Here is a 25,503-nt window from a genome sequence, read left to right on the forward strand (position 1 = left end):
GACAGCAGAGGGGAACCCCATGCGCATACTGATCGTGGTGTGGCCACTGACCGCACATCTCTACCCGACCCTGCCGGTGGCCTGGGCGCTCCAGGGCGCCGGCCACGAGGTCCGGGTCGCCTCCCATCCGGACCTGGCCGGCACCATCACCGCCGCCGGCCTGCCCGCGGTGCCGCTCGGCACACCGGAGACCATCGCCTCCCCCGGGACCGTCGGCGAGCACCTGCTGCCGGCCGGCCACCGGGACCGGCTCGCCACGGCCCTGGGCATCGACCAGGACGGCGACAGCGACGTCTGGGCCACCGTCAGCACGTACACCCTGGCGTCCTCACGCGTCTTCCACCCCGCGGACGGCTCCGCGGCACACGGCTGGGGCGGGGTCGACGACCTGGTCGCCGCGGCCCGTGACTGGCAGCCCGACCTGGTGCTGTGGGACCCGAACTGGCCGGCCGCCGCGGTCGCCGCACGGGCCTGCGGCGCGGCCCACGGGCGGGTGCTGTGGGGGCGCGACTACCTGGGCTGGGCCTGTCACCGCATCGACCTGCGCCGCGCCGAACTGGCGGCCGCGGGGCTGCCGGACCCGGTGGCCGAGATCGTCCGCCCGGCGGCCGCCCGCCACGGTGTGCCGGTCGACGACGACCTCCTGCTGGGCCAGTTCACCCTCGACCCGACACCGGCCGACATGCGGCTGCCGAGCCGGGCCCGTACCGTCCCGGTCCGGCGCATCCCGTACACCGGCGCGGCCGCCGTCCCGTCCTGGCTCGGCGCGCGGCCCGACCGCCCCCGGGTCGCGCTGACGCTGGGCGCCACCCAGCGGATGTTCGACAACGACAAGGTGCTGGTCCCGTCGCTGCTGGAGATGGTCGACGGCCTGGACACCGAGGTGATCGCCACCCTCGACACGTCCCAACTGGCCGGGCAGCGCCTGCCGGACAACGTCCGCGCCGTCGACTACCTCCCGCTGAACCTGCTGCTGCCGAGCTGCTCGGCGATCATCCACCACGGCGGTATCGGCACCTTCACGGCGGCGGTCGCGCACCGCGTCCCGCAGCTGGTCGTCGGGGACGAGCTGCGCGTGGCGTACGCCGCCAACTCCGCCTACGCGGTCGGCCACGGTGCGGGCCTGGCGGTGGATCCCCAGCAGCAGTCGGTGGCGGAGATGCGCGCCCGCTTCCTGCGGGTCCTGTCCGAACCGTCGTTCCAGGAGGGCACCCGGCGGCTGCACGCGGACTGGCTGGCCATGCCGAGCCCCAACGACACGGTGCCCGTACTGGAGAAGCTCACCGCGCTCCACCGCACCGCGCGCTGAACACGCCCCCGGGCTCCCCCGGTTCCGGTCCGGAGCGGTTCCAGGGCCTCTCAAGGCGCCACCGCGACGCTGACGTCCTCACGAGAACGGAGATCCCGGTGGTAATCAAGCGGTCCGACTCCCCGACTCCCCCCTCCGCGGCGCACGCCTTCCGCACCCAGCGGCCACGGTGGACGGCAGCCACAACCGACGACGGCCTCCCGGTCGAGTACGCGACCATCGAGGTGCCCCGGGACCACGCCGATCCCGACGGAGAGCGGCTGACCCTCGCGCTCAGCCGCCACCGGGCGACCGACCCGGCCCGCAGGCGGGGCATCCTGCTGGCGGTCAACGGCGGCCCCGGCGGCGACTGGGGCCTGGGCCGGGGCCTGGTGGCGAAGTTCGCCGGCACCCCGCTGCACGAGGTCTACGACCTCATCGGCTTCGACCCACGCGGCACCGGCACCTCCACCCCGCTGCACGCCGAAGTGACGCTTCCCCAGGCCCCGTTCGACTCCCGTCCGCCCGACTCCGCCTTCGAGGCGCTCGCCGAGGACATGCGGCGCCGCGAACTGGCCTGCGAGCGGGCCGGCGGCACGCTGCGCCGCCACATCAGCACCCCCAACACCGCCCGGGACATGGACCTCATCCGGTGCGTCCTCGGCGAGGAGCGGGTGAACTTCGTCGGGTACGCGTACGGGGCGTACGTCGGCGCCGTCTACGGCGCGCTGTTCCCCGCACACCTGGACCGCAGCGTCCTGGACTCCTGCGTCCACCCCGGCTGGACCTGGCGCGAGCAGTTCCTGTGGCAGGGGGACGCCGTCCGGCGCAATGTGGACGCCTGGGCCGGGTGGGCCGGCGAACGCCACCGCCACTTCGGCCTCGGCACCGACATGGCCGCGGTGCTCGCCGCCGTCGAGGACGCGGTCGCCGCCCTGGAAGGCCGGCCGGACGGGACCCGGATGCGCACCCTCCTCGACGGCGCGGTGGGCAACCGCGCCACCGACCGTGCCCAGTGGGCCGAACTCGGCTTCCTGGTACGGGACGTACGGGCCGCGGCGCGGGCCGGGGACGAAGCGCGCATCCGCGATCTGCTGGCGGAGCAGGGCACCTGGCGGCCCGGCGACAACGAGGGCGACCTGCGCTGCGGCGTCCTCGAAGCCATCACCCTGGAACACGACTGGCCCGCGGACCCGGAGACCTACTTCGCGGACATGCGGGATTTCCGCCGGCGCTTCCCCTACGGGTACGGAGTGCTGCGGGCACAGCCCTGGGTGGGCGCGTTCCGCACCTTCACCGCGCCGGAGCGCCCCGTCGCCCTCACCCGCCGGGACTACCCGGCCGGGCTCGTCGTCCAGGCCGACGGCGACCCCATGGACCACTACGCCGGCGGCGTCGCCATGGCCGAACGGCTCGGCCATCACCTCGTCACGGTCGAGGACTCCGGCGACCACGAGGTGTTCGTGCTGTCCGGCAACGCGCGGGTGGACGCCCATGTCCACCGCTACCTCGTGGACGGCACCCTGCCGCCCGAGCGCACCGGCGTGCCCGGGACCGCCGCCCGCCCCGCCCTGCCGGCCGACGCCCCCGCCGCCACCCTCCCCGTCTGAAAAGCCCCGGCCCCACCGCCCGCCACGCCCCGAGGAGCAGCCCGCATGACGACAGCAGCCACCGGCCAGGACTTCAAGGTCGCCGACCTGTCCCTCGCCGCTTTCGGCCGCAAGGAGATCACCCTCGCCGAGCACGAGATGCCCGGTCTGATGGCGATCCGCAAGGAGTACGCCGCCGCCCGGCCGCTGGCCGGTGCCCGCATCACCGGGTCCCTGCACATGACCGTGCAGACCGCCGTGCTGATCGAGACCCTGGCCGCCCTGGGCGCCGAGGTCCGCTGGGCGTCCTGCAACATCTTCTCCACCCAGGACCACGCCGCCGCGGCCATCGCGGTGGGCCCGAACGGCACGCCCGACGCACCGCAGGGCATCCCGGTGTTCGCCTGGAAGGGCGAGTCCCTGGAGGAGTACTGGTGGTGCACGGAGCAGGCGCTGACCTGGCCCAACTCGCCCACCGGCGGCCCGAACATGATCCTCGACGACGGCGGCGACGCCACCCTCCTGGTCCACAAGGGCGTCGAGTACGAGAAGGCCGGCAAGGTCCCGGCGGTGGAGACGGCGGAGAGCGATGAGCACCGGGCGATCCTGGAGCTGCTGACCCGTTCGCTGGGCGAGTCGCCGCAGAAGTGGACGGACCTGGCCTCCGAGATCCGTGGTGTGACGGAGGAGACCACCACCGGCGTGCACCGCCTCTACGAGATGCACCGTGACGGGGACCTGCTGTTCCCGGCGATCAACGTGAACGACGCGGTGACGAAGTCGAAGTTCGACAACAAGTACGGCTGCCGCCACTCGCTGATCGACGGCATCAACCGTGCCACCGACGTCCTGATCGGCGGCAAGACCGCCGTGGTCTGCGGTTACGGCGACGTCGGCAAGGGCTGCGCGGAGTCGCTGCGCGGCCAGGGCGCCCGCGTGATCATCACCGAGATCGACCCGATCTGTGCGCTGCAGGCGGCGATGGACGGCTACCAGGTGACCACCCTGGAGGAGGTCGTCGAGACGGCGGACATCTTCGTCACGACGACGGGCAACAAGGACATCATCATGGCCTCCGACATGGCCCGGATGAAGCACCAGGCGATCGTCGGCAACATCGGTCACTTCGACAACGAGATCGACATGGCCGGACTGGCGAAGCTCGACGGCATCGTCAAGGACGAGGTCAAGCCGCAGGTGCACACCTGGACGCACCCGGACGGCAAGGTGCTGATCGTGCTGTCCGAGGGCCGTCTGCTGAACCTGGGCAACGCCACCGGCCACCCCAGCTTCGTGATGTCGAACTCGTTCGCGGACCAGACGCTGGCCCAGATCGAGCTGTTCACCAAGCCCGAGGAGTACCCCACCGACGTCTACGTGCTGCCCAAGCACCTCGACGAGAAGGTCGCCCGCCTCCACCTCGACTCCCTCGGCGTCAAACTCACCGAGCTGCGCCCGGAGCAGGCCGCCTACATCGGCGTCCAGGTCGAGGGCCCGTACAAGCCCGACCACTACCGCTACTGACCGCCCCGGAACCGCCGACACCTGGAGTGCGCATGTCCCGCCGCCTGTTCACCTCGGAGTCCGTGACCGAGGGCCACCCAGACAAGATCGCCGACCAGATCAGCGACACCGTCCTCGACGCCCTGCTGGCCGCCGACCCCGCGTCCCGGGTCGCCGTCGAGACCCTGATCACCACCGGGCAGGTGCATCTCGCCGGTGAGGTCACCACCACCGCCGCCGCACCGATCGCCGCCCTCGTCCGCGAGAAGATCCTCGACATCGGCTACGACTCGTCCAAGAAGGGCTTCGACGGCGCCTCCTGCGGCATCTCCGTCTCCCTCGGCGCCCAGTCGCCCGACATCGCGCAGGGGGTGGACACCGCCTACGAGAAGCGCGCGGCCCCCGCCGGCTCCGGCGCGGAGACCGATGACCTCGACGCCCAGGGCGCCGGCGACCAGGGCCTGATGTTCGGCTACGCCTGCGACGACACCCCCGAGTTGATGCCGCTGCCGATACAGCTGGCCCACCGGCTCTCCCAGCGGCTGACGGAGGTCCGCAAGAACGGCACCGTTCCTTACCTGCGCCCGGACGGCAAGACGCAGGTCACCATCGAGTACCTGGGCAGCCAGCCGACCCGCCTGGACACCGTTGTCGTCTCGTCCCAGCACGCCTCCGACATCGACCTGGACACCCTGCTGGCCCCCGACATCCGCGAGTTCGTCGTCGAGCACGTCCTCGGGCAACTGGCCGACGACGGCATCAAACTCGACACCGACGGCTACCGGCTGCTGGTCAACCCGACCGGCCGCTTCGAGGTCGGCGGCCCGATGGGCGACGCCGGCCTCACCGGCCGCAAGATCATCATCGATACGTACGGCGGCATGGCCCGGCACGGTGGCGGCGCCTTCTCCGGCAAGGACCCCTCCAAGGTCGACCGCTCCGCCGCCTATGCGATGCGCTGGGTGGCGAAGAACGTGGTCGCGGCCGGGCTGGCCCGGCGCTGCGAGGTCCAGGTGGCCTACGCCATCGGAAAGGCGCAGCCCGTCGGCCTGTTCATCGAGACCTTCGGTACCGCCGTGGTGGCCACCGAACGGATCGAGAAGGCCGTGACCGAGGTCTTCGACCTGCGTCCCGCCTCCCTCATCCGCGACCTCGACCTGCTCCGCCCCATCTACGCCAAGACCGCCGCGTACGGCCACTTCGGCCGGGAGCTGCCGGAGTTCACCTGGGAGCGCACCGACCGGGTGGACGCCCTGCGCAAGGCCGCAGGAGTCTGAGATGCGCCTCGCCATCGGCGGCTACCCCGCCGCCCTCCCCACGGTCTGCGGACCCACCGCCGCCCGGCCGGCGGCCCCCTGGCCGGGAGCACTCTCATGAGCGCCCGCGCGACCTCGCTGCGTGAGGCATGGGCCTCGCGGGTGGTGGTCGCCGATGGTGCGATGGGCACCATGCTGCAGGCGCAGGATCCGTCCATGGAGGACTTCCAGCAGTTGGAGGGCTGCAACGAGATCCTCAATCTGACGCGGCCGGACATTGTGCGGTCGGTGCATGAGGAGTACTTCGCGGTCGGTGTGGACTGTGTGGAGACCAATACCTTCGGTGCGAACTTCGCCGCGCTGGCGGAGTACGACATTCCCGAGCGGGTCTTCGAGCTGTCGGAGTCCGGTGCGCGGATCGCGCGTGAGGTCGCGGACGAGTTCACCGCCTCGACCGGTCAGCAGCGCTACGTCCTCGGCTCCATGGGCCCCGGCACCAAGCTGCCGACGCTGGGCCACGCCCCGTACACCACGCTGCGCGACGCGTACCAGCAGAACGCGGAGGGGATGATCGCCGGTGGTGCGGACGCGCTGCTGGTGGAGACCACGCAGGACCTGCTGCAGACCAAGGCCGCCATCCTCGGCGCCCGCCGCGCCCTGAAGGCGACCGGCAGTGACCTGCCGGTGATCTGTTCGGTGACGGTCGAGACGACGGGCACGATGCTGCTCGGGTCGGAGATCGGTGCGGCGCTGACGGCGCTGGAGCCGCTGGGCATCGACATGATCGGCCTGAACTGCGCCACCGGCCCGGCGGAGATGAGCGAGCACCTGCGCTACCTGGCCCGCCACTCCCGCGTCCCGATCGCCTGTATGCCCAACGCGGGGCTGCCGGTGCTGGGCAAGGACGGCGCGCACTATCCGCTGACGGCGGCGGAGCTGGCCGACGCGCAGGAGACGTTCGTCGGCGAGTACGGGCTGTCGCTGGTCGGCGGTTGTTGCGGGACGACGCCGGAGCATCTGCGGCAGGTCGTCGAGCGGGTGCGCGGCATCGCCCCGCCGGCGCGTGCGCCGCGCCCGGAGCCGGGTGCCGCCTCCCTCTACCAGACGGTCCCCTTCCGCCAGGACACCTCGTATCTGGCGATCGGGGAGCGGACGAACGCGAACGGGTCGAAGAAGTTCCGGGAGGCGATGCTGGAGGGGCGCTGGGACGACTGTGTGGAGATGGCCCGCGACCAGATCCGCGAGGGCGCGCACATGCTGGACCTGTGCGTCGACTACGTCGGCCGGGACGGCGTGGCGGACATGGAGGAGCTGGCGGGCCGGTTCGCCACCGCCTCCACCCTGCCGGTCGTGCTGGACTCCACGGAGCTGGACGTGATCCAGGCCGGCCTGGAGAAGCTCGGTGGCCGTGCGGTGATCAACTCCGTCAACTACGAGGACGGGGACGGGCCGGAGTCACGGTTCGCGAAGGTCACGGCACTCGCCCGCGAACACGGCGCCGCACTCATGGCGCTGACCATCGACGAACAAGGGCAGGCCCGCACCGTCGAAACCAAGGTCGCCATCGCCGAGCGTCTCATCGAGGACCTGACGACGCGGCGGGGCATCCGCGAACCGGACATCCTCATCGACTGCCTGACGTTCACGATCTGCACGGGTCAGGAGGAGTCCCGCAAGGACGGCGTCAACACCATCGAAGCCATCAGGGAGTTGAAACGCCTCCATCCGGACGTGCAAACGACCCTGGGCCTGTCGAACATCTCCTTCGGCCTGAACCCGGCCGCGCGGATCGTCCTCAACTCCGTCTTCCTGGACGAGTGCGTCAAGGCGGGGCTGGACTCCGCGATCGTGCACGCGAGCAAGATCCTGCCGATCGCGCGGCTGGAGGAGGAACAGGTCACCACCGCCCTCGACCTGATCTACGACCGCCGCCGTGCCGGCTACGACCCGCTGCAGAAACTTCTCGCACTCTTCGAGGGCGCCACCGCCCAGTCCATGAAGGCGGGCCGTGCGGAAGAACTGCTCGCCCTGCCGCTGGACGAGCGTCTGCAGCGGCGGATCATCGACGGTGAGAAGAACGGTCTGGAGGCCGATCTCGACGAGGCGCTGCGGGAGCGTCCCGCGCTGGACATCGTCAACCAGACCCTTCTGGAGGGGATGAAGGTCGTCGGTGAGCTGTTCGGCTCGGGGCAGATGCAGTTGCCGTTCGTGCTGCAGTCGGCCGAGGTGATGAAGAGCGCGGTGGCCTATCTGGAGCCGCACATGGAGAAGTCGGAGGACGGTTCGGACGCCGCCAAGGGCACCATCGTGCTGGCCACCGTCCGCGGCGACGTCCATGACATCGGCAAGAACCTCGTCGACATCATCCTGTCCAACAACGGCTACAACGTCGTCAACCTCGGCATCAAGCAGCCGGTCTCGGCGATCCTGGAGGCCGCCGAGGAGCACCGGGCCGATGTGATCGGCATGTCCGGGCTGCTGGTGAAGTCCACGGTGATCATGAAGGAGAACCTGGAGGAGCTCAACCAGCGCAAGATGGCGGCCGACTTCCCCGTCATCCTCGGCGGCGCCGCCCTCACCCGCGCCTACGTCGAACAGGACCTGCACGAGATCTACGAGGGCGAGGTCCGCTACGCCCGCGACGCCTTCGAGGGCCTGCGCCTGATGGACGCCCTGATCGCCGTCAAGCGCGGCGTGCCCGGCGCCACCCTCCCCGAACTCAAGCAACGCCGGGTCAGGACCGCCACCGTCCCTCTCGACGAGCGGCCGGAGGAGCCCCCGTCCCGTTCGGACGTCGCCCTCGACACCCCCGTCCCGACCCCGCCGTTCTGGGGCACACGCGTCGTCAAGGGACTCCCGCTGAAGGAGTACGCCGCCTGGCTGGACGAGGACGCCCTGTTCAAGGGGCAGTGGGGTCTCAAGCAGGCCCGCACCGGCGACGGCCCCACCTACGAGGAGTTGGTGGAGACCGAGGGCCGCCCCCGGCTGCGCGGCTGGCTCGACAAGCTGCAGACCGAGAACCTGCTCGAAGCCGCCGTCGTCCACGGCTACTTCCCCTGCGTCTCCAAGGGCGACGACCTGATCCTCCTGCACGAGGACGGCACCGAGCGCACCCGCTTCACCTTCCCCCGCCAGCGCCGCGGCCGCCGCCTGTGCCTGGCCGACTACTTCCGCCCCGAGGAGACCGGCGAGAAGGACGTCGTCGGCCTCCAGGTCGTCACCGTCGGCTCCCGCATCGGCGAGGAGACCGCCAAACTCTTCGCCGCCAACTCCTACCGCGACTACCTCGAACTGCACGGCCTGTCCGTCCAGCTGGCCGAAGCACTCGCCGAGTACTGGCACGCCCGCGTCCGCGCCGAACTCGCCATCGGCTCCGGCGACCCGACGACCCTGGACGGCATGCTGCGCACCGAGTACCAGGGCTGCCGCTACTCCTTCGGCTACCCGGCCTGTCCGGACCTGGAGGACCGTGCCAAGATCGCGGTCCTGCTGGAGCCGGAGCGGATCGGCGTCCAGCTCTCCGAGGAGTTCCAGCTCCACCCCGAGCAGTCCACCGACGCCCTCGTCGTCCACCACCCCGAGGCCGGCTACTTCAACGCCGGAGGCCGGGGATGAACACCCGGGGCGAGACGCCGGCGAGGGGAGTGCGGCACCGGGTCCGCACCACATCATCCTGAGCCCTGAACCGCTCCACGGCGACACCGGAGATCCCCAGAACCTCGGCCCGTCCGCCGCCGACGTCGTGCGGCGGCAGCCGGTCCGACCCTAGGAGAGGACGACCCATGCAGCCCCTGGTCCCGGCGGAGGCCGGCCGATGAAAGTCCTGGTGACCGGCGGAGCCGGGTTCATCGGCTCCCACTACGTCCGTACCCTCCTGGCCGGCGGCTTCCCCGGCCAGGAGGACACCGCGGTGACCGTCCTGGACAAGCTCACCTACGCCGGCAACCGGGCGAACCTTCCTGCGAGCCACCCGCGGCTGTCCTTCGTCGAGGGGGACGTCTGCGACCGGGACCTGCTCCTCGGTCTGCTCCCGGGGCATGACGCGGTGGTCCACTTCGCCGCGGAGTCCCATGTCGACCGTTCCCTGACCGACGCCGGGGCGTTCGTGCGCACCAATGTCGGCGGCACCCAGACACTGCTGGACGCCTGTGTCGCCGTCCGCACACCGCGGGTCGTGCACATCTCCACCGACGAGGTCTACGGGTCGATCGCCGAGGGCGCCTGGACCGAGGACCACCCGCTGCTGCCCAACTCCCCCTACGCCGCGTCCAAGGCGTCCGCCGACCTCGTCGCCCGCTCCTACTGGCGCACCCACGGCCTGGATCTGTCGATCACCCGGTGCTCCAACAACTACGGCCCCTACCAGCACCCGGAGAAGCTGATCCCCCGGTTCGTGACGAATCTGCTGCAGGGGGAGCCGGTGCCGCTGTACGGGGACGGCAGGAACGTACGGGAGTGGCTGCACGTCGACGACCACTGCCGGGCCATCCAGCTGGTGCTGACCCGGGGGCGGCCCGGCGAGGTCTACAACATCGGCCAGGGCAACGAGCGCTCCAACCGGCAGATGACCGACCTGCTGCTGGAGCTGTGCCACGCGCAGCCGCACCTGGTGCGCCCGGTGCCGGACCGCAAGGGCCACGATCTGCGCTATGCGCTGGACGACGGCAAGATCCGCCGCGAGCTGGGGTACGCGCCCGCGGTGTCGTTCGCGCGGGGCCTGAGCGAGACGGTGGCGTGGTACCGGGACAACCCGGCCTGGTGGAAGCCGCTGAAGAGCGGGACGGGGTGACCGGGCCCTGGTGTGCGGCCGCCTGAGGGAGGCCGCACACAGCCGCCCGGCAGGGGAGAGGGGTGGTGCGGCTCGCGGGCCGCGCCACCCCTCTCCCCTGTCTCCTCTGCCGGGCCGGTCCGTTCAGACGCCGGCCGCCCCGATCAGGACCGCCGCGTAGTTCTTGCGGGCCGCCGTGTCGTACTGGAGGGCGATGTGGCCGGCGGCCGAGGTGACGTCCCGCCACAGCCGCTGGAGGGGTGCGGACTCCCCCAGGCCGCCGGTGCCCGCCGCACGGACCAGCAGGCCGACCGCGTCGGTGCACAGCTCGGCGGCGAAGGTGGCGTTGCGCTCGTTGCGGGCCATGTGCGCGGGGGTGAAGCGGCGTTCGTCGAGCACCTCGGCGTTCTCCTCGACGAGGTGGCGGGCGGCGTCGATCCGGCCCGAGGCGCGCACCAGCAGCAGTTCGTTCGTCGGGTTGCGGCGCCGCCCGCTCATGGTCGCCGCGCTCGCCGTCAGCGCGCCGGCGGCGGCCCCCACGACGGGCGCGATGAAGGTCAGTCCGCCGACGGCCTGGAACGGCACGTGGTGGGCGGGCACGTCGGAGTCGGCGCTGCGGCCGGCCAGCATGTCGGCCCGGTCGAAGGAGAGGTGACCGGGGACGGCGAGGCCGTCCACCGACACCGTGTGGCTGCCGGTGGCGCGCATCCCCACGTTGTCCCAGGTCCGTTCGACGGTGCAGGCCGCGCGCGGCAGGGCGAAGAACCGCGTCGGGGGCGGCCCGTCGCCGCCGTCCGGGCCGCCGGGCACCGTGGCGCACACCAGCACCCGGTCGGCGAAGTCGATGCCGCTGACGTACGCCCAGCGGCCGGTGAGCCGCCAGCCGTCGCCGTCGGGCACCGCACGGCCGCCCGGCATCAGGGCGGTGGCGATCACCGGGTCCGGCCCCGTGCCCCAGACCTCCTGATGGCCGCGGGCGGGCAGATGGCCGGTGAAGCGGGCCGAGTAGGCGCTGAGCGAGGCGCACCAGGCGGTCGCCGCGCAGACCTCGCCGAGCGTGAGGACCGCGCGGGTCAGCTCGGCGAAGGTGCCCTCGGTGCCGCCCCAGGAGCGGGCGACGAAGTGCCGGGCGAAGCCGGCGGTGCGCAGGGCGTCGACGACGTCGGGGGAGAGCGCTCCGGTGCGGTCCGCCTCGGCCGCGTGCTCGGCCGCGAGGATGCGCACCTTCTCCGCGGCCGGGACGAGCCCGGTGTCCAGCTGTGTTTCGGCAGGCATCCTCATGTCCTCCTGTGCGGGCGGGCGTTGTGGTGGTGACGGGTCAAGGGTGCGGGGTCCGGCTGGAAGCCGGGTGCACCGGCTCTGGAACCGGGGCGGGGTCCCGGGGCGGCCCGGGAGCCGTGGAACCGGCGAGGCCCCGGACCGCGCCATCGGGGTCCGGGGCCTCGGAGGGCAGGGGCGTACGGGGGTGGCGGCGCCCCTGCGCGGTGGCGCGGTGTGCCCTGGGGGTGGTGGACGCACCGCGCGCCTCACGGCGGCGGGGCACCGCCGCGGGAGCCGTTGGACGGACGGGAGAACGGTCCGCCGGGCGAGCGGGCCGGCCGCCGAGTCCGGTGCCGGCCGGTGGCTGTCAGACGGCGCGGGCGAAGCGCTCCAGCGTCTCCCCCGGGCTCGGCCCGTCGAGGGCCTTGAAGATGCCGTGCGCGCCCTCACCGTGCCGGTGCAGCTTGACGTGCGCCAGCTCGACCTTGGTGGTGTGGGGGTCGACGGCCGTGAAGTCGACCTCGATCTCGCTCGCCCGCTCGTCGTCCGGGAGGGACTGCCAGTGCCCGTCGATGCGCCAGGTCATCACGAGGCGGCGCGGCGGGTCCCACTCCAGGACGCGGCCCCAGGCGATCTCGTTGCCGTCCACGTCCCACTCGTAGTAGCGGCCGCCGACGCCGGGTTCGAAGGCGAGGCCGGCGCGCTCCTTCTTGACGAGGATGTGCGAGGGCGGCCACCAGTCGGCGGGGCGCTCGGTGAACACCGCGAAGCAGTGCTCGGGTGTGGCCGCGACCGTCACCGACTTGCGTACGTCCGGGATCGTCTGCGGCGGTGTCGGTGCCTGTGTCTGCTCGGGCACGGCTCCTCCTTCGTGTCCTTCGTTGCGGGGCGCACCGGCACGCTGGACCGCCCGCCTCGACACCGCGTCGAGCCCCGCTCGACCCGCCGGGCGCCCGTCGCGCTCCAGGGGCGGTCGAGACGCGCGCAAGGCCGCGCCGCCACCGTCGTCGGTCCGCGGCCACGACAACGGGAGAGCACCATGACTGACGCACCACGACGAATCGCCTTCGTCACCGGCGCCACCAGCGGGATCGGCCTGGCGGTCACCGAACTGCTGGCCCGCGGGGGCACGGCCGTGTTCGCCGTGTCCCGCGGCGAGGAGAACGTGCGCGGCACCGTCAAACGGCTGCGCGCCGAGGGCCTGGAGGTCTCCGGGACCACCTGTGACGTCTCCTCCGGGGAGCAGATCGGCGCGGCGGTCCGGGAGGCCGTCGACACCTACGGGCGCGTCGACATCCTCGTGAACAACGCGGGCCGCAACGGCGGCGGCGAGACCGCGAAGATCGACGACGCGACCTGGCTCGATGTCATCGACACCAATCTCACCGGCGTGTTCCGGGTCACCCGCGAGGTGCTGACCACCGGGCGGATGCTGGACGGGACCTGGGGCCGGATCATCAACATCGCGTCCACGGGCGGCAAACAGGGCGTGGTGCTGGCGGCGCCGTACTCCGCCTCGAAGCACGGTGTCGTCGGCTTCAGCAAGGCCGTGGGCCTGGAGCTGGCCAAGACCGGGATCACCGTGAACGCGGTCTGCCCGGGCTTCGTCGAGACGCCGATGGCGCAGCGCGTGCGCCAGGGCCACGCCGAGTACTTCGGCATCTCGGAACGGGACGTCCAGGACAGGTTCGAGGCCAAGATCCCCACCGGCCGCTATGTCACCCCCGAGGAAGTGGCCGGCCTGGTGGGCTACCTGACCACCGACGCCGCCGCCTCGGTCACCGCGCAGGCGCTCAACGTCTGCGGCGGACTCGGCAATTACTGATCCGGCACCCCGCCGCGGACCACAGAGACGGAGCCCCACCGATGACCGACCCCGGCACCACCCTGCTGGCCCCTCCCGACACCGCCGCGTTCCGCGCGGCCATGGGAGCCTTCCCCACCGGCGTCACCCTGCTGACCCAGGGCAGCGGTGACGGCACGATCGTGATGACGCTCAACAGCCTCGCCTCGGTGTCGCTCGACCCGCTGCTGATCCTGGTGTCCGTGAAGAAGGACGGCCGGATGCGGCCGAGGATCCGGCGCGGCGGCGGCTACGCCGTCAACGTGCTCGGCGAGCAGCACCGCGAGCTGTCCTCGGAGTTCGCCCGGCCCGACCGTCCGGAGGGGCGGCGGGCGATGACCCGGATCGGCGCGGTCGAGGGCACCACCGGTCACGCCGTCGTGCCGTCCGCCGTGGCCGCCTTCGAATGCCGGCTGGACACCGAGGTCGAGGCCGGCGACCACGTCCTGCTGATCGGCCGGGTGGTGGCCGTGCACCGCGCGCCCGACGGGGCCCGCCCGCTCGTCTTCCACCAGGGCGGCTACACCCGGCTGGCCGGCACCGGGGAGACCCCGTGAGCGCCCCCGCGGCGGCCCGTCCCCCGCTGCCGGCCACCGGCGCGCCCGCCCTGCGGGAGGTGGCGGACGGCGTCCTCGTCTACGAACAGCCCGACGGCGGCTGGTGTCTGAACAACGCCGGAGTGATCACAGGAGGCGGCCGGTGCATCCTCGTCGACACGGTCGCGACCCGTCCCAGGGCCGAGCGGCTGCGCGACGAGGTGGCGCGGGTGGCGCCCGGCGGACCGGACACCGTGGTCAACACCCACTTCCACGGTGATCATGTCTTCGGCAACTCCCTGTTCACCCCGCGCGCCACGGTCATCGCCCATGAGGGGACCCGCAGCGACATGGCCGAGTCGGGGCTCGGCCTGTGCGGCCTGTGGCCGGACGTCGACTGGGGCGAGATCACCCTCGCCCTGCCGGACCTGACGTTCACCGAGCGGCTGACGCTGCGCGCCGGCGAACTGCGTGTCGAACTGCTCTCCGTCGGCCCGGCCCACACCGCCGCCGACGTGGTCGTCTGGGTGCCCGAACGCCGGGTGCTGTTCACCGGCGACGTGGTGTGGTCGCAGGTGACGCCGTACGTCCTGATGGGCTCCGTGTCCGGCTCCCTGCGTGCCCTGGAGCGGCTGCGCGCCCTGGAGCCGCGGATCGTCGTCCCCGGCCACGGCCCGGTCGCCGGCCCCGAGGCGCTGGACGCCACGGAGGACTACCTGCGCTGGGTGGCCGGGCTGGCGCGGGACGGCCTGCGCGCCGGCCGCACCCCGCTGGAGACCGCCCGCGCCACCGAACTGGGCCGCTTCGCGGGCCTGGTGGACCCCGAGCGTCTGGTCGGCAACCTGCACCGCGCGCACGCCGAGGCGAGCGGTCTGCCGCCCGGCGCGCGCCTCGACGTCGCGGCCTCCTTCCGGGAGATGGTCGCCCACCTCGGGCGCCTCCCGGACTGCCACGCCTGACGGCCGCTCCCCCACGAGCGCGACGGGCGCCCGGCACGCGCGTGGGCGGTGGGAGATCTCCCACCGCCCTCCTGGCCTGTGCCTCACCGGGCCGGGCGCCGTGCCGCCCCGCGCCGCGGCCCCGCGGTACCGGGCGGCGTGCCCTCAGACGGCGGCCGGCCCGTCGCGGTGGATCACCCGCGACCGCGTCAGCAGCCGCCCGTCCCGCCGCACCAGCACGTCCTCGACGGTGAAGGTCGGTTCGAAGGTCACCACGCCCGCCCGGTCGGTCCGGGTGACCAGGGAGTAGTACGACACCCGCAGCTCCTCGTCCCGCGGGCCCGCGGGCTCGATCAGCAGGTGGTCGAACCAGTGCCGTACGGCGATGTCGCGGTAGCGGGGCAGCGCCGCGCGCATCCCGGCGACCATGGCCTGCCGCCCCTTCGCCAACTCGCCGTTGGCGTGGAGCACTTCACCGTCCTCGGTGAACGTCTCGGCGAAGCCCTCGATGTCCAGGGCGTCCACGCGGCGCATCTGGCGCGCGTAGAAGGTCCGCACCTCGGCGTAGAGGTCCCCGGTGACCTGACGTTCCGTCGTCCGTACCGCCTGCGACACGGCTGCTCCCTCCGCTGACCGCCGGCCGCCACGGACGGCGGCCGGGCCACGGCCCACTCTCGTGCCCGGGACTGCAGCGCCTCTCCAGCGCCGCTGGAGCCCGGCGGCCGCGACGAGCGGAGACCTGCGGCGACGGACGAGAGCGACGGCAGAGCACCGACCCCGGTCGAGCCGATGGCCCACCCGAACCCGCTTCCACCGAGCCATTGGTACAGTCGCCACTCCCCCGGAAGCCCGCCGCTCCCCCTGAGGAGGCCGTTGCCCCATGGCCGTGGACGCTCTCGACGCCAAGATCCTCCGGCTGCTGCTGGAGCAGCCGCGCACCAGCGTGCGGGAGTACGCCCGCCTCCTCGGCGTCGCCCGGGGAACCGTGCAGGCGCGCCTCGACCGCCTGGAACGGGACGGTGTGATCACCGCCTACAGCCCCCGGCTGTCGCCCGCCGCACTCGGCCATCCCGTGCTCGCCTTCGTCCACATCGAGGTCACCCAGGGCCATCTGGAGGAGGTGGCCGACGCGCTGGCCGAGGTCCCGCAGATCATCGAGGCGTTCTCGACGACCGGTGGCGGGGACCTGCTGACCCGGGTGGTGGCACGGGACGCGGAGCATCTGGAGGATGTGATCCAGCGGCTGATCAGCCTGCCGGGCGTGGTCCGCACCCGTACGGAGGTGGCGTTGCGCGAGCGGGTGCCGCATCGGATGCTGCCGCTGGTCGAGGAGGTGGGCACCGCCGGGTCGCGCTGAGCCGGCCGCTTGGCATGCTGGTGGGTATGCACACCCCCGCCGCCCACCCGGTCACACCCGCCGCGCCCGCTCCGGTGATCTTCGATCTCGACGGCACGCTGGTGGACAGCGAGCCGAACTACTACGAGGCCGGGCGCCGGCTGCTGGCCGGGTACGGCGTGCCGGACTTCAGCTGGGAGCAGCACGCCCGCTTCATCGGCATCGGCACCCGCGAGACCCTGGAGATCCTCAGCCGGGAGTTCGGCATCGACGCGCCGCTCGACGAGCTGCTGGCCGGCAAGAACCGCGCCTACCTGGAGCTGGCGCGGGCGCACACCGAGGTCTTCCCCGAGATGCGGGCCTTCGTGGAGCGGCTGGCGGCGGCCGGGCATCCGATGGCCGTGGCGTCGGGTTCGTCCCGGGCGGCGATCGAGGCGGTGCTGGCCGGCACCGGGCTCGATGCGCTGCTGACCACCGTGGTGTCCGCGGAGGAGGTGGCGCACGGCAAGCCCGAGCCGGACGTGTTCCTGGAGGCGGCACGCCGGCTGGGCGTCGAACCCGGGCGCTGTGTGGTGCTGGAGGACGCGGCGCCCGGTGCGCTCGCGGCACACCGGGCGGGCATGCGGTGCATCGCCGTGCCCTATGTGGCCGCCACCGCCGACGACCCGGCGTTCGCGAGCGCCGGGCTGCTGTTCCGGGGCGGTCAGGGGGAATTCACGGCGCAGGCCGCCTGCGCGTGGCTGGGGCGGCCGGTCCGCTCCTCCCCCTGACCGGGGAAGGTCACGCCAGGTCGAGGGACTTGCAGGCGGCGGCGAGAGCACCGTCGCAGAGCAGGTCGACCCGGACCGCGCCGTCGCGGACGACGGTGTCCTTCATGTTCTTGCGGGTGACGAGCTGCGCCTTGAACAGCTTGGCCGGGATACCGGACTTCGTCTTGTTGTCGGCGGTGTCCGAGGTGAAGGACTTGATGCTCTTGCCCCGCAGCAGGCGGAAGGCGATTTCCGCGGCGGTTTCGGCCTCCGGCCTGACTTCCTTGTAAATGGTGAAGGACTGGGTGCCGGCCACCAGTCGCTGCAGCGCCGGGAGTTCGGCGTCCTGCCCGCCGACCGGCACATTCTTGATACCGGCCGACTTCAGCGCCTCGGCGATACCGCCCGCCATGCCGTCGTTGGCCGAGTAGACCGCGTCGAATCCCTCCGGGCCGTGCGCGTCGATGAAGTCGCCCATCTCCTTCTTGGCCGTCGCCGCCGACCAGCCGGGGATGTCCTTCTCGTAGACGATCTTACGGACCTTGCCGTCGAGGACGTCGTGCGCGCCCTTCTTGTAGGACGGGGCATTCGGGTCGGTCGGCGAGCCGTTCATCATGACGACGTCGGACGCGGCCGCCTGGGAACCGAGAGCCGCGAGAATCCCCTTGCCCTGGAGGCGGCCGATTCTCTCGTTGTCGTACGAGACGTATGCCGCGACATCGCCCTCGGCGAGCCGGTCGTAGGCGATGACCTTGACGCCCTTTTTGGCGGCGGCGTCCACCCAGCTCTTGGCCGCCTGGGCGTCGACCGGGTCCAGGATGATGACCTTGACGCCCTTCTTCACCAGCGCCTCGAACTGTGTCTTCTGGGTGTCGGCCTGCTGCTCGGCATTGTGGTAGTCGACTTTGCACTGGAGGCAGAGGGAAGCAATGCGCGAGGAAATGATGCGGCGGTCGAACTTCTCGTAGCGGGCCGCCTTGCTCTCCGGGAGGAGCAGCCCGATGGAGTCCTTGCCGGCACCGGTGTCCTGCTGCTGGCCGCCACACGCCGCCAAGGGCGCCGCAAGCGAAATCGCCATTGCGCCGGTGAGGGCACGCCGCATTATTGCATTCATTCCCGGTACCTCCAAAGGGGCCTCCTGACCGGCCCAGAACGGCTGAATTGAACGCTATCCGCGGCCGTACCGTCAAGAATCGAAGCAACAGCGACGGGGAAGCGTGCTGCGATTCGACTTCCCGAACCCGGTCACTCGACGGGAGTTCCGGACGGGATCGAAACGGTCAATTCATTCCGGAACACGCCGTATCGCTCCCACCCCTTCCACCCTCCGGGCGGGCGGCCGCGGGGCACCCCGCCACCAGCCAAAACGTCAACCGGGCAGGCCAGGAGGGGAGTTGTGCGGCCCTACCGACCCCGGGCCCACCGGCCGGCGCCGAGGAATCACTCCGCCGCCCCTGCCGGACCACCGGAAGGGAGAAATAGCTGCCGCCCACAGCCTTTCCGGGACACTCTCGATCCGGGCGGCGAGTGGTCGAGACCAATTTGCACACGGCAGCGACATCTGTACACCGGAAGCATCCCGGCCTTTCCACTCCACCGCCGAATAGGACAGCCGTTAATGGGGATTCTCTTGGGAATATCTTTGACGTGACTTTTTACGCCCGGGCCCCCTCGCGGGAGGGCCCGGGCCCCACTCCGTCCGCGCCGGGTCAGCCCACCCAGCCGCCGGTCAGGCCGAGCACCGCCGAGCCGTCCAGGTCGGCGAGCTTGACGCCGGTGAAGTCGCGCGCCCAGTCCGAGGTCTGGAGGCGGAACGCGGGCCGGTCCGCGGTGAGCGCCTCCAGCACGGCCTCGGCAGCCTCGGCCGGGGTCTGCGCGCCGTTGTGGAACTGCGCGACGGTGCGGTCCACGTAGGCCTGCAGCGCCTCCGCGTACGGCCCCGCGGCGGCGACCTCGCCGGCCAGGTCGAGCCCGATGTTGTTGACGAACTCGGTTGCCACGGCGCCGGGTTCGACGACGGAGACCGTCACCCCGAGCCGGGCCGCCACCGGCGCCAGGCTCTCCATGTAGCCCTCGACGGCGAACTTGGCGGCGCAGTACGCCTCATTGAAGGGCTGGCCGACGACCCCGCCGACACTGGTGACGGTGATCAGGCGGCCGCCGGAGGCCCGCAGGTGCGGCAGCGCCGCCTTCGAGACGTGCAGCACCCCGAAGAAGTTGACCTCCATCACCGCGCGCACCGCGTCGACGGACTCGTTCTCCAGCGTGCCGAGGTGACCGGCCCCGGCGTTGTTGATCACGGCGTCGAGGCGGCCGTGGTCCGCGACGACCCCGTCGATCGCGGCGGCGACGGACGCCTCGTCGGTGACGTCGAGCCGCCGCACGTCGAGCTCCACACCGGCGTCCGCGGCCGCCGCGCACAGGGCGTCGGCGCGGCCCGGGTCGCGCAGCGTGGCAACGACCCGCCAGCCGGCCCGCGCCGCGGCGACCGCGGCGGCCAGGCCGATACCGGAGGACGTGCCGGTGATCAGAACAACCTTGGAAGACATGGTGAACCCTTCGGCCCCGTGCGACGGAGCAATTTAAGTGCGTGTACACACACCATAGGCATTATGTGCGCGCACACGCAACCGGTAGCCTGGCGGCATGGCGAAAAGGAAGCTCACCCAGGCCGAGATGCCCGTGGCCGACCATGCTTTCTACGGGCTGGTCTGGGCCGGAACCGTCCTCACCGAACGCGTGGACCGCGCCCTGACCAAGGCGCACGACCTCCCGGTCTCCTGGTTCGAGGTGATGCTCTGGCTCGCCTCCAGCCCGGACCCGGTCCCCGCCTCCGTGCTCGGCAACAGCACCATGCTCAGCCGCAGCCAGGTCTCCCGCGTGGTGGACGCGCTGCGGAACCGCGGTCTGGTCACCCGCACCCCCTCCGCGAGCGACGCCCGCTCCGTGGAGGTGTCCCTCACCCCGGAGGGCCGCCGTCTCTTCGAGGAGGCCGACGCCACCCGCCGCTCCTGCCTGGCCCCGGTGTTCACCGATGTCCTCGACGAGGACGACCTCGCGGCGCTCAGCACCGTCTGGAAGAAGCTCAAGGCGCACAAGAACGCCTGAGGCCCCTGCGGCCGCCGCACGGGCCGGTCCGGACGCCGGCCCGGACGCCCCGCGCCTCAGGGCGCGATCGTGCGGGCGATGTCGAGGGTGAGCCGCTGCCAGGGATCGCGCGGGTCCCGCGCGGTGAGGTCGCCGATGCGGCGCAGCCGGTAGCGCAGCGACTGCGGGTGGAGGCCGAGCCTGCGCGCGGCGGCGGTGGCGGAGCCCGTGTCGAGGTAGGTGGTGAGCGCCTCCATCAGGTGGCGGCGGCCGGGCTGGACGAGCGGGCCGAGGATCAGCCGGCCGATCTGCTCGGGAGTGGCGGCGGGGCGTCCGCCGAGGAGCGCCAGCACCTGGGCGTCTCCGTCCGTCAGGAGCCGCCCGGGGTGGTGGGCGTGCGCGGGTGCCGCGTCCAGGGCGTCGGCCGCGAGACGGTAGGCGACGGCGACCCGGTCCAGGCTTTCCCCCGAGATCGCGCAGCCGCGCAGGCCCCGCTCGCCCAGGACCCGGGGCGCGGCCCGGCCGGACGCGACGGGCAGCAGCAGGACGGCGCGCGGGCCCCGGACCGTCACCAGCGGGGTGAGGCCGCCGCCGGGCCCGTCGAGCGCGGCCAGGAGCCCGGTGGCCGCCTCCGGTGTCAGGCCCGCGCCGTCCGCGTCGGCGGACTCGGCCACCAACAGGCAATAAGGGTCCGGGAGTTGGCTGCCCAGCCGGGCGGCACGGTCGGTCAGCGCGCCGATGGAGGCGTGCCGTCCGGCGATCAGGTCGTCGAGGAGCAGGCGCAGCGACCGGTCGCGGTCCGCGGTGAGGTCGTCGCCGGCCGCGGTGTAGGCCGTGGCCATCTCCTCGGAGAGGGTGTCGAGGGTGGTCAGCGCCATCCGCGCGAGCGCGAAGGCGTCCGACGCGCCCGGCGGGGGCGTCGCGGCGGCCACCTCGTCCGTCATCATCGTCGCCGCGACCCGGTAGGCCCGCAGGACCGCCTGCACCGGGCGGCCGTCCGCGGCCCGTGCCGCCGCGATCCCGCGGAACCGGCGGACGTCGGCCGGGGTGAGGGCGCTGTCGGTGGCCCAGAGGTGGAGCAGCCGGTCCAGCGCCCAGGCGGCGATGGCGCGCACCTCGTGCAGCCGGCCGTCGTCGAGGGCGGCGTAGGCGGGCACCTGCTCGCGCACGGCGGTGACGATCGTCGCGACCACGCCCGGGTCGGCGATCAGCTGCTGCCGGATGCGCTCCCGTTCCTTCATCACGGGGTGATGATTCCACCCGCGTGTTGTGCGCAGCGCGGTGGACGGGTGTGGTCACGGTCGCCAGGATCTCGGGGAGCACGCAGTCTCAGCGACGAGAGGCGGGACCGACGGATGGCGAAGCACTGGGCGGACTTCCAGTACGAGATCTATCTCCACGGCATGACGGGCGCGGTACCGCGGCTGCCGACCGATCCGACCCGGCTGGAGGAGCTCGCCGAGCGGCGCCTGGGGCCCGGTCCGGTCGGCTATGTGGCGGGCAGCGCGGGCACCGGCAGCACCGCCGCCGCCAACCGGGCGGCGCTGGACCGCCGGCGGATCGTGCCGCGGATGCTGCGCGAGGTGCAGGACCGCGATCTGTCCGTGGAGCTGTGGGGGCGGTCGCTGCCCGCGCCGCTCGCGCTGGCGCCGGTGGGCGTGCTGTCGATCATGCATCCGGACGCCGAGTCCGGCGCGGCACGGGCCGCCGCGGCCCAGGGCGTTCCCTACATCCTGTCCTCCGCCTCCAGTACGCCCATGGAGGAGGTCGCCGGGGCGATGGGCGACGGGGAGCGGTGGTTCCAGCTGTACTGGGCCAAGGACCGCGAGGTCACCAGGAGCTTCCTGCAGCGGGCGAAAGCCGCCGGGTACACCGCGCTGTTCGTCACCCTCGACACCCCGCTGCTGGCCTGGCGGCCGCGCGACCTCGACCAGGCGTACCTGCCGTTCCTGCACGGCGTGGGCACCGCCAACTACTTCACCGATCCCGCGTTCCGCGCCGGGCTCGCCAAACCGGTGCACGAGGACCCGAACGCGGCCGTGATGCACTTCCTGGGGATGTTCGCCGACCCCGCCAAGACCTGGCCGGACCTGGCGTTCCTGCGCGAGAACTGGGACGGCCCGATCGTGCTCAAGGGCATCCTGCACCCCGAGGACGCCCTGCGGGCCGCCGAGGCCGGCATGGACGGGGTGGTCGTCTCCAACCACGGCGGCCGCCAGGTGGCGGGCTCCGTCGCCGCCGCCGACGCCCTGCCCCGCGTCGTGGCGGCGGCGGCCGACCGGCTCACCGTGCTCTTCGACAGCGGCATCCGCACCGGCGACGACATCGTCAAGGCGCTGGCGCTGGGCGCCGCGTCGGTGCTGGTGGGGCGCCCGTACGCCTATGGGCTCGGCCTCGACGGACAGGCGGGCGTCGAGCACGTCATCCGCTGTCTGCTCGCCGAACTCGACCTGACCCTCGCGCTGTCCGGGCACTCCCGCCCGGCCACGCTGACCGCCGACGACCTCATCGAGGAATCCGCATGACCACTTCGCCGGACCCGTCCCCCGCCGCGGCACCGCACCCGGTGCGCAACGTCCTCGCGGTCGTCTCCCCGCACGTCGGCGGCCGCGCCGCCGGCGCCGCGCTGGCCGGCCTCTTCCCCGGACAGGCCCGGGTCACCGTCGTCGAGACCACCGACGAGGACCCCGAGGCGCTGCGCGCGGCCCATCTCCTCATCACCGGCCTGGGCCCGGTCACCGCCGCGCATCTGGCGGCCGCGCCGGACCTGGAGGTCGTCCAGTGCGCCAGCCACGGCTTCGACTACGTGGACGTGGACGCGGCCCGCGAGAGGGGCATCCCGGTCTGCAACATCGGCTCCAGCGGAGCGGAGAAGCAAAACGTCGCCGAGCAGACCTTCGCCCTGATGCTCGCCCTGGCCAAGCAGCTGGTCCCGGCCCATCAAGCGCTCGTCGAGGCCGACTGGGCGCTGCCGCGCCTGCAGCAGTCCATCACCGAGCTGTCCGGGAAGACCCTCGGCATCGTCGGTCTCGGCCACATCGGCGAGGAAGTCGCCCGCCGCGCCGTGGCGTTCGACATGAACATCGTGTACACGGGGCCGAAGCCGGCCGCCCCGGAGACCGAGGCCCGCCTCGGCGGCGCCCGCCACCTCGACCTCGACGCGCTGCTGCGCACCTCCGACTACGTCACCCTGCACGCCCCGCTCACCGACCGGACCCGCAACCTCCTCGACGCGGAGCGGCTGGCCCTCCTCAAGCCCACCGCCTTCGTGATCAACACCGCCCGCGGTGCGCTCATCGACCAGGACGCCCTCGCGGACGCCCTGGCGGCCGGCACTCTCGCCGGCGCCGGCCTGGACGTCTTCGACCCCGAACCGCCGACGGCGGCCCTGCGGCTGCTCAAGGCCCCGAACGTGGTGCTCTCCCCGCACGTCGCGGGCGTCACCCGCGAGACGCTGGTGCGCATCGCGCTGGCCGCCGTGCAGAACGTCCTCGGCCACCTGGAGGGCAAGCCGCTGCGGGACGTCGTCGCGTAGCGGCCGCGCCACGTCCGCGTGCTGCCGGTGCCGGCGCGGCCGCTCGCATTCGGCCATTGTCCGGCGCAGCGGTGACCGGACCGGTCCGGTTGTGATCACCATGGGGCGGTGTCCCGCCGATCACGCCCGGCCGGTCCGGCCGGTCCGCCACCGGCCGGGTGTCCGGGCGGCCCGGTGGGGCCTTTGGCAGGACACCCCAGGGCCGTCGCGCGTTCCGTGACGGCCGCGGCAGGAAAGGCTGGTTCACCCGCGTGGCACCCCGTGGACGGATCCGTTGGGCGATGGGCGGACTCCTCGCCACCGGCATCCTCGTCAACTTCCTCGACCGCACCGCGCTCTCGGTGGCGAGCAGCTCGATCGCCGACGACTTCGGGCTGGACCTCGGACAACTCGGGGTGGTCCTCTCGGCGTTCACCTGGTCGTACTGCCTGGTCCAGTTGCCGGCCGGCCTGCTGGTCGACCTCCTGGGCGTCTCACGGCTGACCCGGATCGCCGCCGCCCTGTGGAGCGTCGCCGGGCTGCTGACCGCGGTGGCCGGCGGGGTGGGGCCCCTCATCGCGGCCCGGCTGCTGCTCGGGGTCGCCGAGGGGCCCTCGATGGTCGGCGCCTCCAAGGCGACCGCGGCGTGGTTCCCGCTCAGCGAGCGCGGTACGGCCACCGCGATGTTCGACGGCGCCACCAAACTCGCCAACATGGTGGCCTTCCCGGTCCTGGCGTTCGTGATGAGCGAGTGGGGCTGGCGGGCCGGGTTCGTATTCACGGCCGTGGTCAGCGCGCTGTTCACCGCCGTGTGGTGGTGGGGTTACCGGGACCCGTCCGCCTACCGCTCGCTGCGTCCGGCGGAGCGCGCGTTCATCCTCGAAGGCGGGGCCAGGGACGCCGACCGGGGCGGCGCACGGCAGTTCCGCCCGGCGCTGCGTTCGGGCCGGATCTGGCTCCTGTCCTGCGGCTTCGCCTGTTACGGCTACACCATCAACATCGTGCTGACCTGGATGCCGGAGTTCCTCCAGCGGGAGTTCCATGTGCGGCTGCTGCAGTCCGGCTTCTACGCGATGATTCCGTGGGCGGTGGCGACGGTGGCCGAACTCCTCGTCGGGGGGCTGCTGGTGGACCGGCTGGTGCGCCGGGGACGTGACGCGTGGACGGTGCGCAGGACGGTGCTGACGTGCGGGCTGGCGCTCGGCGCGACGATCGGCGCCGCGGGGAGCGCCGGCTCGCCCGCCATGGCCGTCGTCTGGATGTCCCTCTCCCTGGCGGGGCTGGCCATCGCCGCGCCCGTCGCCTGGGGCCTGCCGGGGCTGCTCGCCCCGCCGGGGACCGTGGGAGCGGTGAGCGGCCTGATGAACTTCCTCAACACGGCGGCCACGGCCGGCGGGGTGCTGCTCACCGGCTGGCTGGCGCAGGCGACCGGGTCGTTCGCGACGCCCTTCCTGTTCGCCGTCGCCGTGCTGGCCGTGGGGGTCGCGCTCTACTGGGCGGCGCTGCGGCAGGCCGCGGTGGCCGACGCCGGCCCGGCCCGGCAGCCGCTCCGGGTCTGAGGGCCGGGCCCACGGTCTCGTGCGAGGTCAACGCACCTGCACATGCCGGGCAGTTGCTGTGTCCGTCATCACAGATTCACCACCGACCGCCCGGGCATCCCTAGGATTGTCAGGCAGTTCTCGGCAGGGGGGCGTGAAAGCAGGTATGCACACCGTCGGCCCGATCCGGCTCACGCCCGGCACCCCGTCGGAACACCCCCCGCCCCTCCCGGAGCCGGGCGATCCCGCTCCGGACACCACCACGCCGGCGGCGAGCGCCGCCGCGGCCGAGGTTCCC

The 25,503-nt window shown here is 72.5% G+C and carries 21 protein-coding genes; 15 read left to right on the forward strand and 6 right to left on the reverse strand.

All coding sequences use genetic code 11. From position 1 onward, the window contains the following. Window positions 1-19: 19 nt before the first annotated feature. The 6 genes from K7396_RS04660 (at window position 20) to rfbB (ending at window position 10,425) form a co-directional block, all read left to right on the forward strand. Window positions 20-1,309, forward strand: a complete 1,290-nt coding sequence (locus tag K7396_RS04660; RefSeq protein ID WP_086721069.1) for a nucleotide disphospho-sugar-binding domain-containing protein — start codon at window positions 20-22, stop codon at window positions 1,307-1,309. Between the two features lie 98 nt (window positions 1,310-1,407). Further along, a complete protein-coding gene (locus K7396_RS04665) occupies window positions 1,408-2,898 on the forward strand; it encodes an alpha/beta fold hydrolase (RefSeq protein ID WP_223659641.1) in 1,491 nt (496 codons plus the stop codon). Window positions 2,899-2,943: 45 nt separating this feature from the next. Further along, window positions 2,944-4,401, forward strand: coding sequence for an adenosylhomocysteinase (ahcY, locus tag K7396_RS04670; protein WP_086719964.1), 1,458 nt, complete (start codon window positions 2,944-2,946; stop codon window positions 4,399-4,401). Between the two features lie 32 nt (window positions 4,402-4,433). Continuing rightward, window positions 4,434-5,657: a methionine adenosyltransferase gene (gene metK, locus K7396_RS04675; RefSeq protein WP_086719966.1), complete on the forward strand. Its 1,224-nt coding sequence runs from the start codon at window positions 4,434-4,436 to the stop codon at window positions 5,655-5,657. A 96-nt stretch (window positions 5,658-5,753) separates the two neighbouring features. Next, window positions 5,754-9,251, forward strand: coding sequence for a methionine synthase (gene metH, locus K7396_RS04680; RefSeq protein ID WP_152105088.1), 3,498 nt, complete (start codon window positions 5,754-5,756; stop codon window positions 9,249-9,251). Window positions 9,252-9,450: 199 nt separating this feature from the next. Continuing rightward, a complete protein-coding gene (gene rfbB, locus K7396_RS04685) occupies window positions 9,451-10,425 on the forward strand; it encodes a dTDP-glucose 4,6-dehydratase (protein WP_086720546.1) in 975 nt (324 codons plus the stop codon). 123 nt (window positions 10,426-10,548) lie between these two features. Here the strand turns inward: rfbB and K7396_RS04690 are convergent, their stop codons facing one another. Beyond that, the gene (locus K7396_RS04690) at window positions 10,549-11,679 is read right to left on the reverse strand and encodes an acyl-CoA dehydrogenase family protein (protein ID WP_152105089.1); all 1,131 of its coding nucleotides are present in this window, start codon (window positions 11,677-11,679) and stop codon (window positions 10,549-10,551) included. Window positions 11,680-12,031: 352 nt separating this feature from the next. Further along, window positions 12,032-12,523, reverse strand: a complete 492-nt coding sequence (locus K7396_RS04695; RefSeq protein ID WP_158101179.1) for an SRPBCC family protein — start codon at window positions 12,521-12,523, stop codon at window positions 12,032-12,034. A gap of 180 nt (window positions 12,524-12,703) precedes the next feature. On the opposite strand from K7396_RS04695, the gene K7396_RS04700 reads away from it, so the two are divergent. The 3 genes from K7396_RS04700 to K7396_RS04710 are packed head-to-tail and all read left to right on the forward strand — an operon-like array spanning window position 12,704 to window position 15,002. Then, complete coding sequence (locus K7396_RS04700) at window positions 12,704-13,489, forward strand: SDR family NAD(P)-dependent oxidoreductase (protein ID WP_086720204.1); 786 nt, start codon at window positions 12,704-12,706, stop codon at window positions 13,487-13,489. Between the two features lie 41 nt (window positions 13,490-13,530). Further along, window positions 13,531-14,064 carry a flavin reductase family protein gene (locus tag K7396_RS04705; protein WP_086720203.1) on the forward strand — a complete coding sequence of 178 codons (534 nt, stop codon included), beginning with the start codon at window positions 13,531-13,533 and terminating at the stop codon, window positions 14,062-14,064. Beyond that, on the forward strand, window positions 14,061-15,002 hold the full coding sequence (locus K7396_RS04710; RefSeq protein WP_223659643.1) for an MBL fold metallo-hydrolase: 942 nt from the start codon (window positions 14,061-14,063) through the stop codon (window positions 15,000-15,002). Before K7396_RS04705 ends, K7396_RS04710 begins: the two co-directional genes overlap by 4 nt. Window positions 15,003-15,146: 144 nt before the next feature. Here the strand turns inward: K7396_RS04710 and K7396_RS04715 are convergent, their stop codons facing one another. Further along, a complete protein-coding gene (locus tag K7396_RS04715; protein ID WP_223659646.1) occupies window positions 15,147-15,596 on the reverse strand; it encodes a nuclear transport factor 2 family protein in 450 nt (149 codons plus the stop codon). A gap of 265 nt (window positions 15,597-15,861) precedes the next feature. On the opposite strand from K7396_RS04715, the gene K7396_RS04720 reads away from it, so the two are divergent. Both K7396_RS04720 and K7396_RS04725 read left to right on the forward strand, forming a co-directional pair. After that, complete coding sequence (locus K7396_RS04720) at window positions 15,862-16,338, forward strand: Lrp/AsnC family transcriptional regulator (protein ID WP_086720200.1); 477 nt, start codon at window positions 15,862-15,864, stop codon at window positions 16,336-16,338. A 26-nt stretch (window positions 16,339-16,364) separates the two neighbouring features. Continuing rightward, a complete protein-coding gene (locus K7396_RS04725; RefSeq protein ID WP_086720208.1) occupies window positions 16,365-17,087 on the forward strand; it encodes an HAD family hydrolase in 723 nt (240 codons plus the stop codon). A 10-nt stretch (window positions 17,088-17,097) separates the two neighbouring features. On the opposite strand, the gene K7396_RS04730 is transcribed toward K7396_RS04725, so the two are convergent. Both K7396_RS04730 and K7396_RS04735 read right to left on the reverse strand, forming a co-directional pair. Continuing rightward, window positions 17,098-18,180: a sugar ABC transporter substrate-binding protein gene (locus K7396_RS04730; RefSeq protein WP_373866971.1), complete on the reverse strand. Its 1,083-nt coding sequence runs from the start codon at window positions 18,178-18,180 to the stop codon at window positions 17,098-17,100. Between the two features lie 595 nt (window positions 18,181-18,775). Then, on the reverse strand, window positions 18,776-19,615 hold the full coding sequence (locus K7396_RS04735; protein WP_086720198.1) for an SDR family NAD(P)-dependent oxidoreductase: 840 nt from the start codon (window positions 19,613-19,615) through the stop codon (window positions 18,776-18,778). Between the two features lie 97 nt (window positions 19,616-19,712). Between K7396_RS04735 and K7396_RS04740 the strand changes: the two genes are divergently transcribed. Further along, window positions 19,713-20,174, forward strand: coding sequence for a MarR family winged helix-turn-helix transcriptional regulator (locus K7396_RS04740; RefSeq protein ID WP_086720197.1), 462 nt, complete (start codon window positions 19,713-19,715; stop codon window positions 20,172-20,174). 56 nt (window positions 20,175-20,230) lie between these two features. Here the strand turns inward: K7396_RS04740 and K7396_RS04745 are convergent, their stop codons facing one another. Further along, window positions 20,231-21,394, reverse strand: coding sequence for a PucR family transcriptional regulator (locus K7396_RS04745; RefSeq protein ID WP_086720196.1), 1,164 nt, complete (start codon window positions 21,392-21,394; stop codon window positions 20,231-20,233). Window positions 21,395-21,508: 114 nt separating this feature from the next. On the opposite strand from K7396_RS04745, the gene K7396_RS04750 reads away from it, so the two are divergent. From K7396_RS04750 to K7396_RS04760, 3 genes are all read left to right on the forward strand, one after another. Then, a complete protein-coding gene (locus K7396_RS04750) occupies window positions 21,509-22,678 on the forward strand; it encodes a lactate 2-monooxygenase (RefSeq protein WP_086720195.1) in 1,170 nt (389 codons plus the stop codon). Further along, on the forward strand, window positions 22,675-23,688 hold the full coding sequence (locus K7396_RS04755) for a 2-hydroxyacid dehydrogenase (protein ID WP_086720194.1): 1,014 nt from the start codon (window positions 22,675-22,677) through the stop codon (window positions 23,686-23,688). Before K7396_RS04750 ends, K7396_RS04755 begins: the two co-directional genes overlap by 4 nt. Before the next feature lie 251 nt (window positions 23,689-23,939). Next, window positions 23,940-25,226 carry an MFS transporter gene (locus K7396_RS04760; protein WP_086720193.1) on the forward strand — a complete coding sequence of 429 codons (1,287 nt, stop codon included), beginning with the start codon at window positions 23,940-23,942 and terminating at the stop codon, window positions 25,224-25,226. Window positions 25,227-25,503: the final 277 nt, after the last annotated feature.

It is taken from the genome of Streptomyces angustmyceticus (assembly GCF_019933235.1).
Lineage (GTDB): Bacteria > Actinomycetota > Actinomycetes > Streptomycetales > Streptomycetaceae > Streptomyces > Streptomyces angustmyceticus.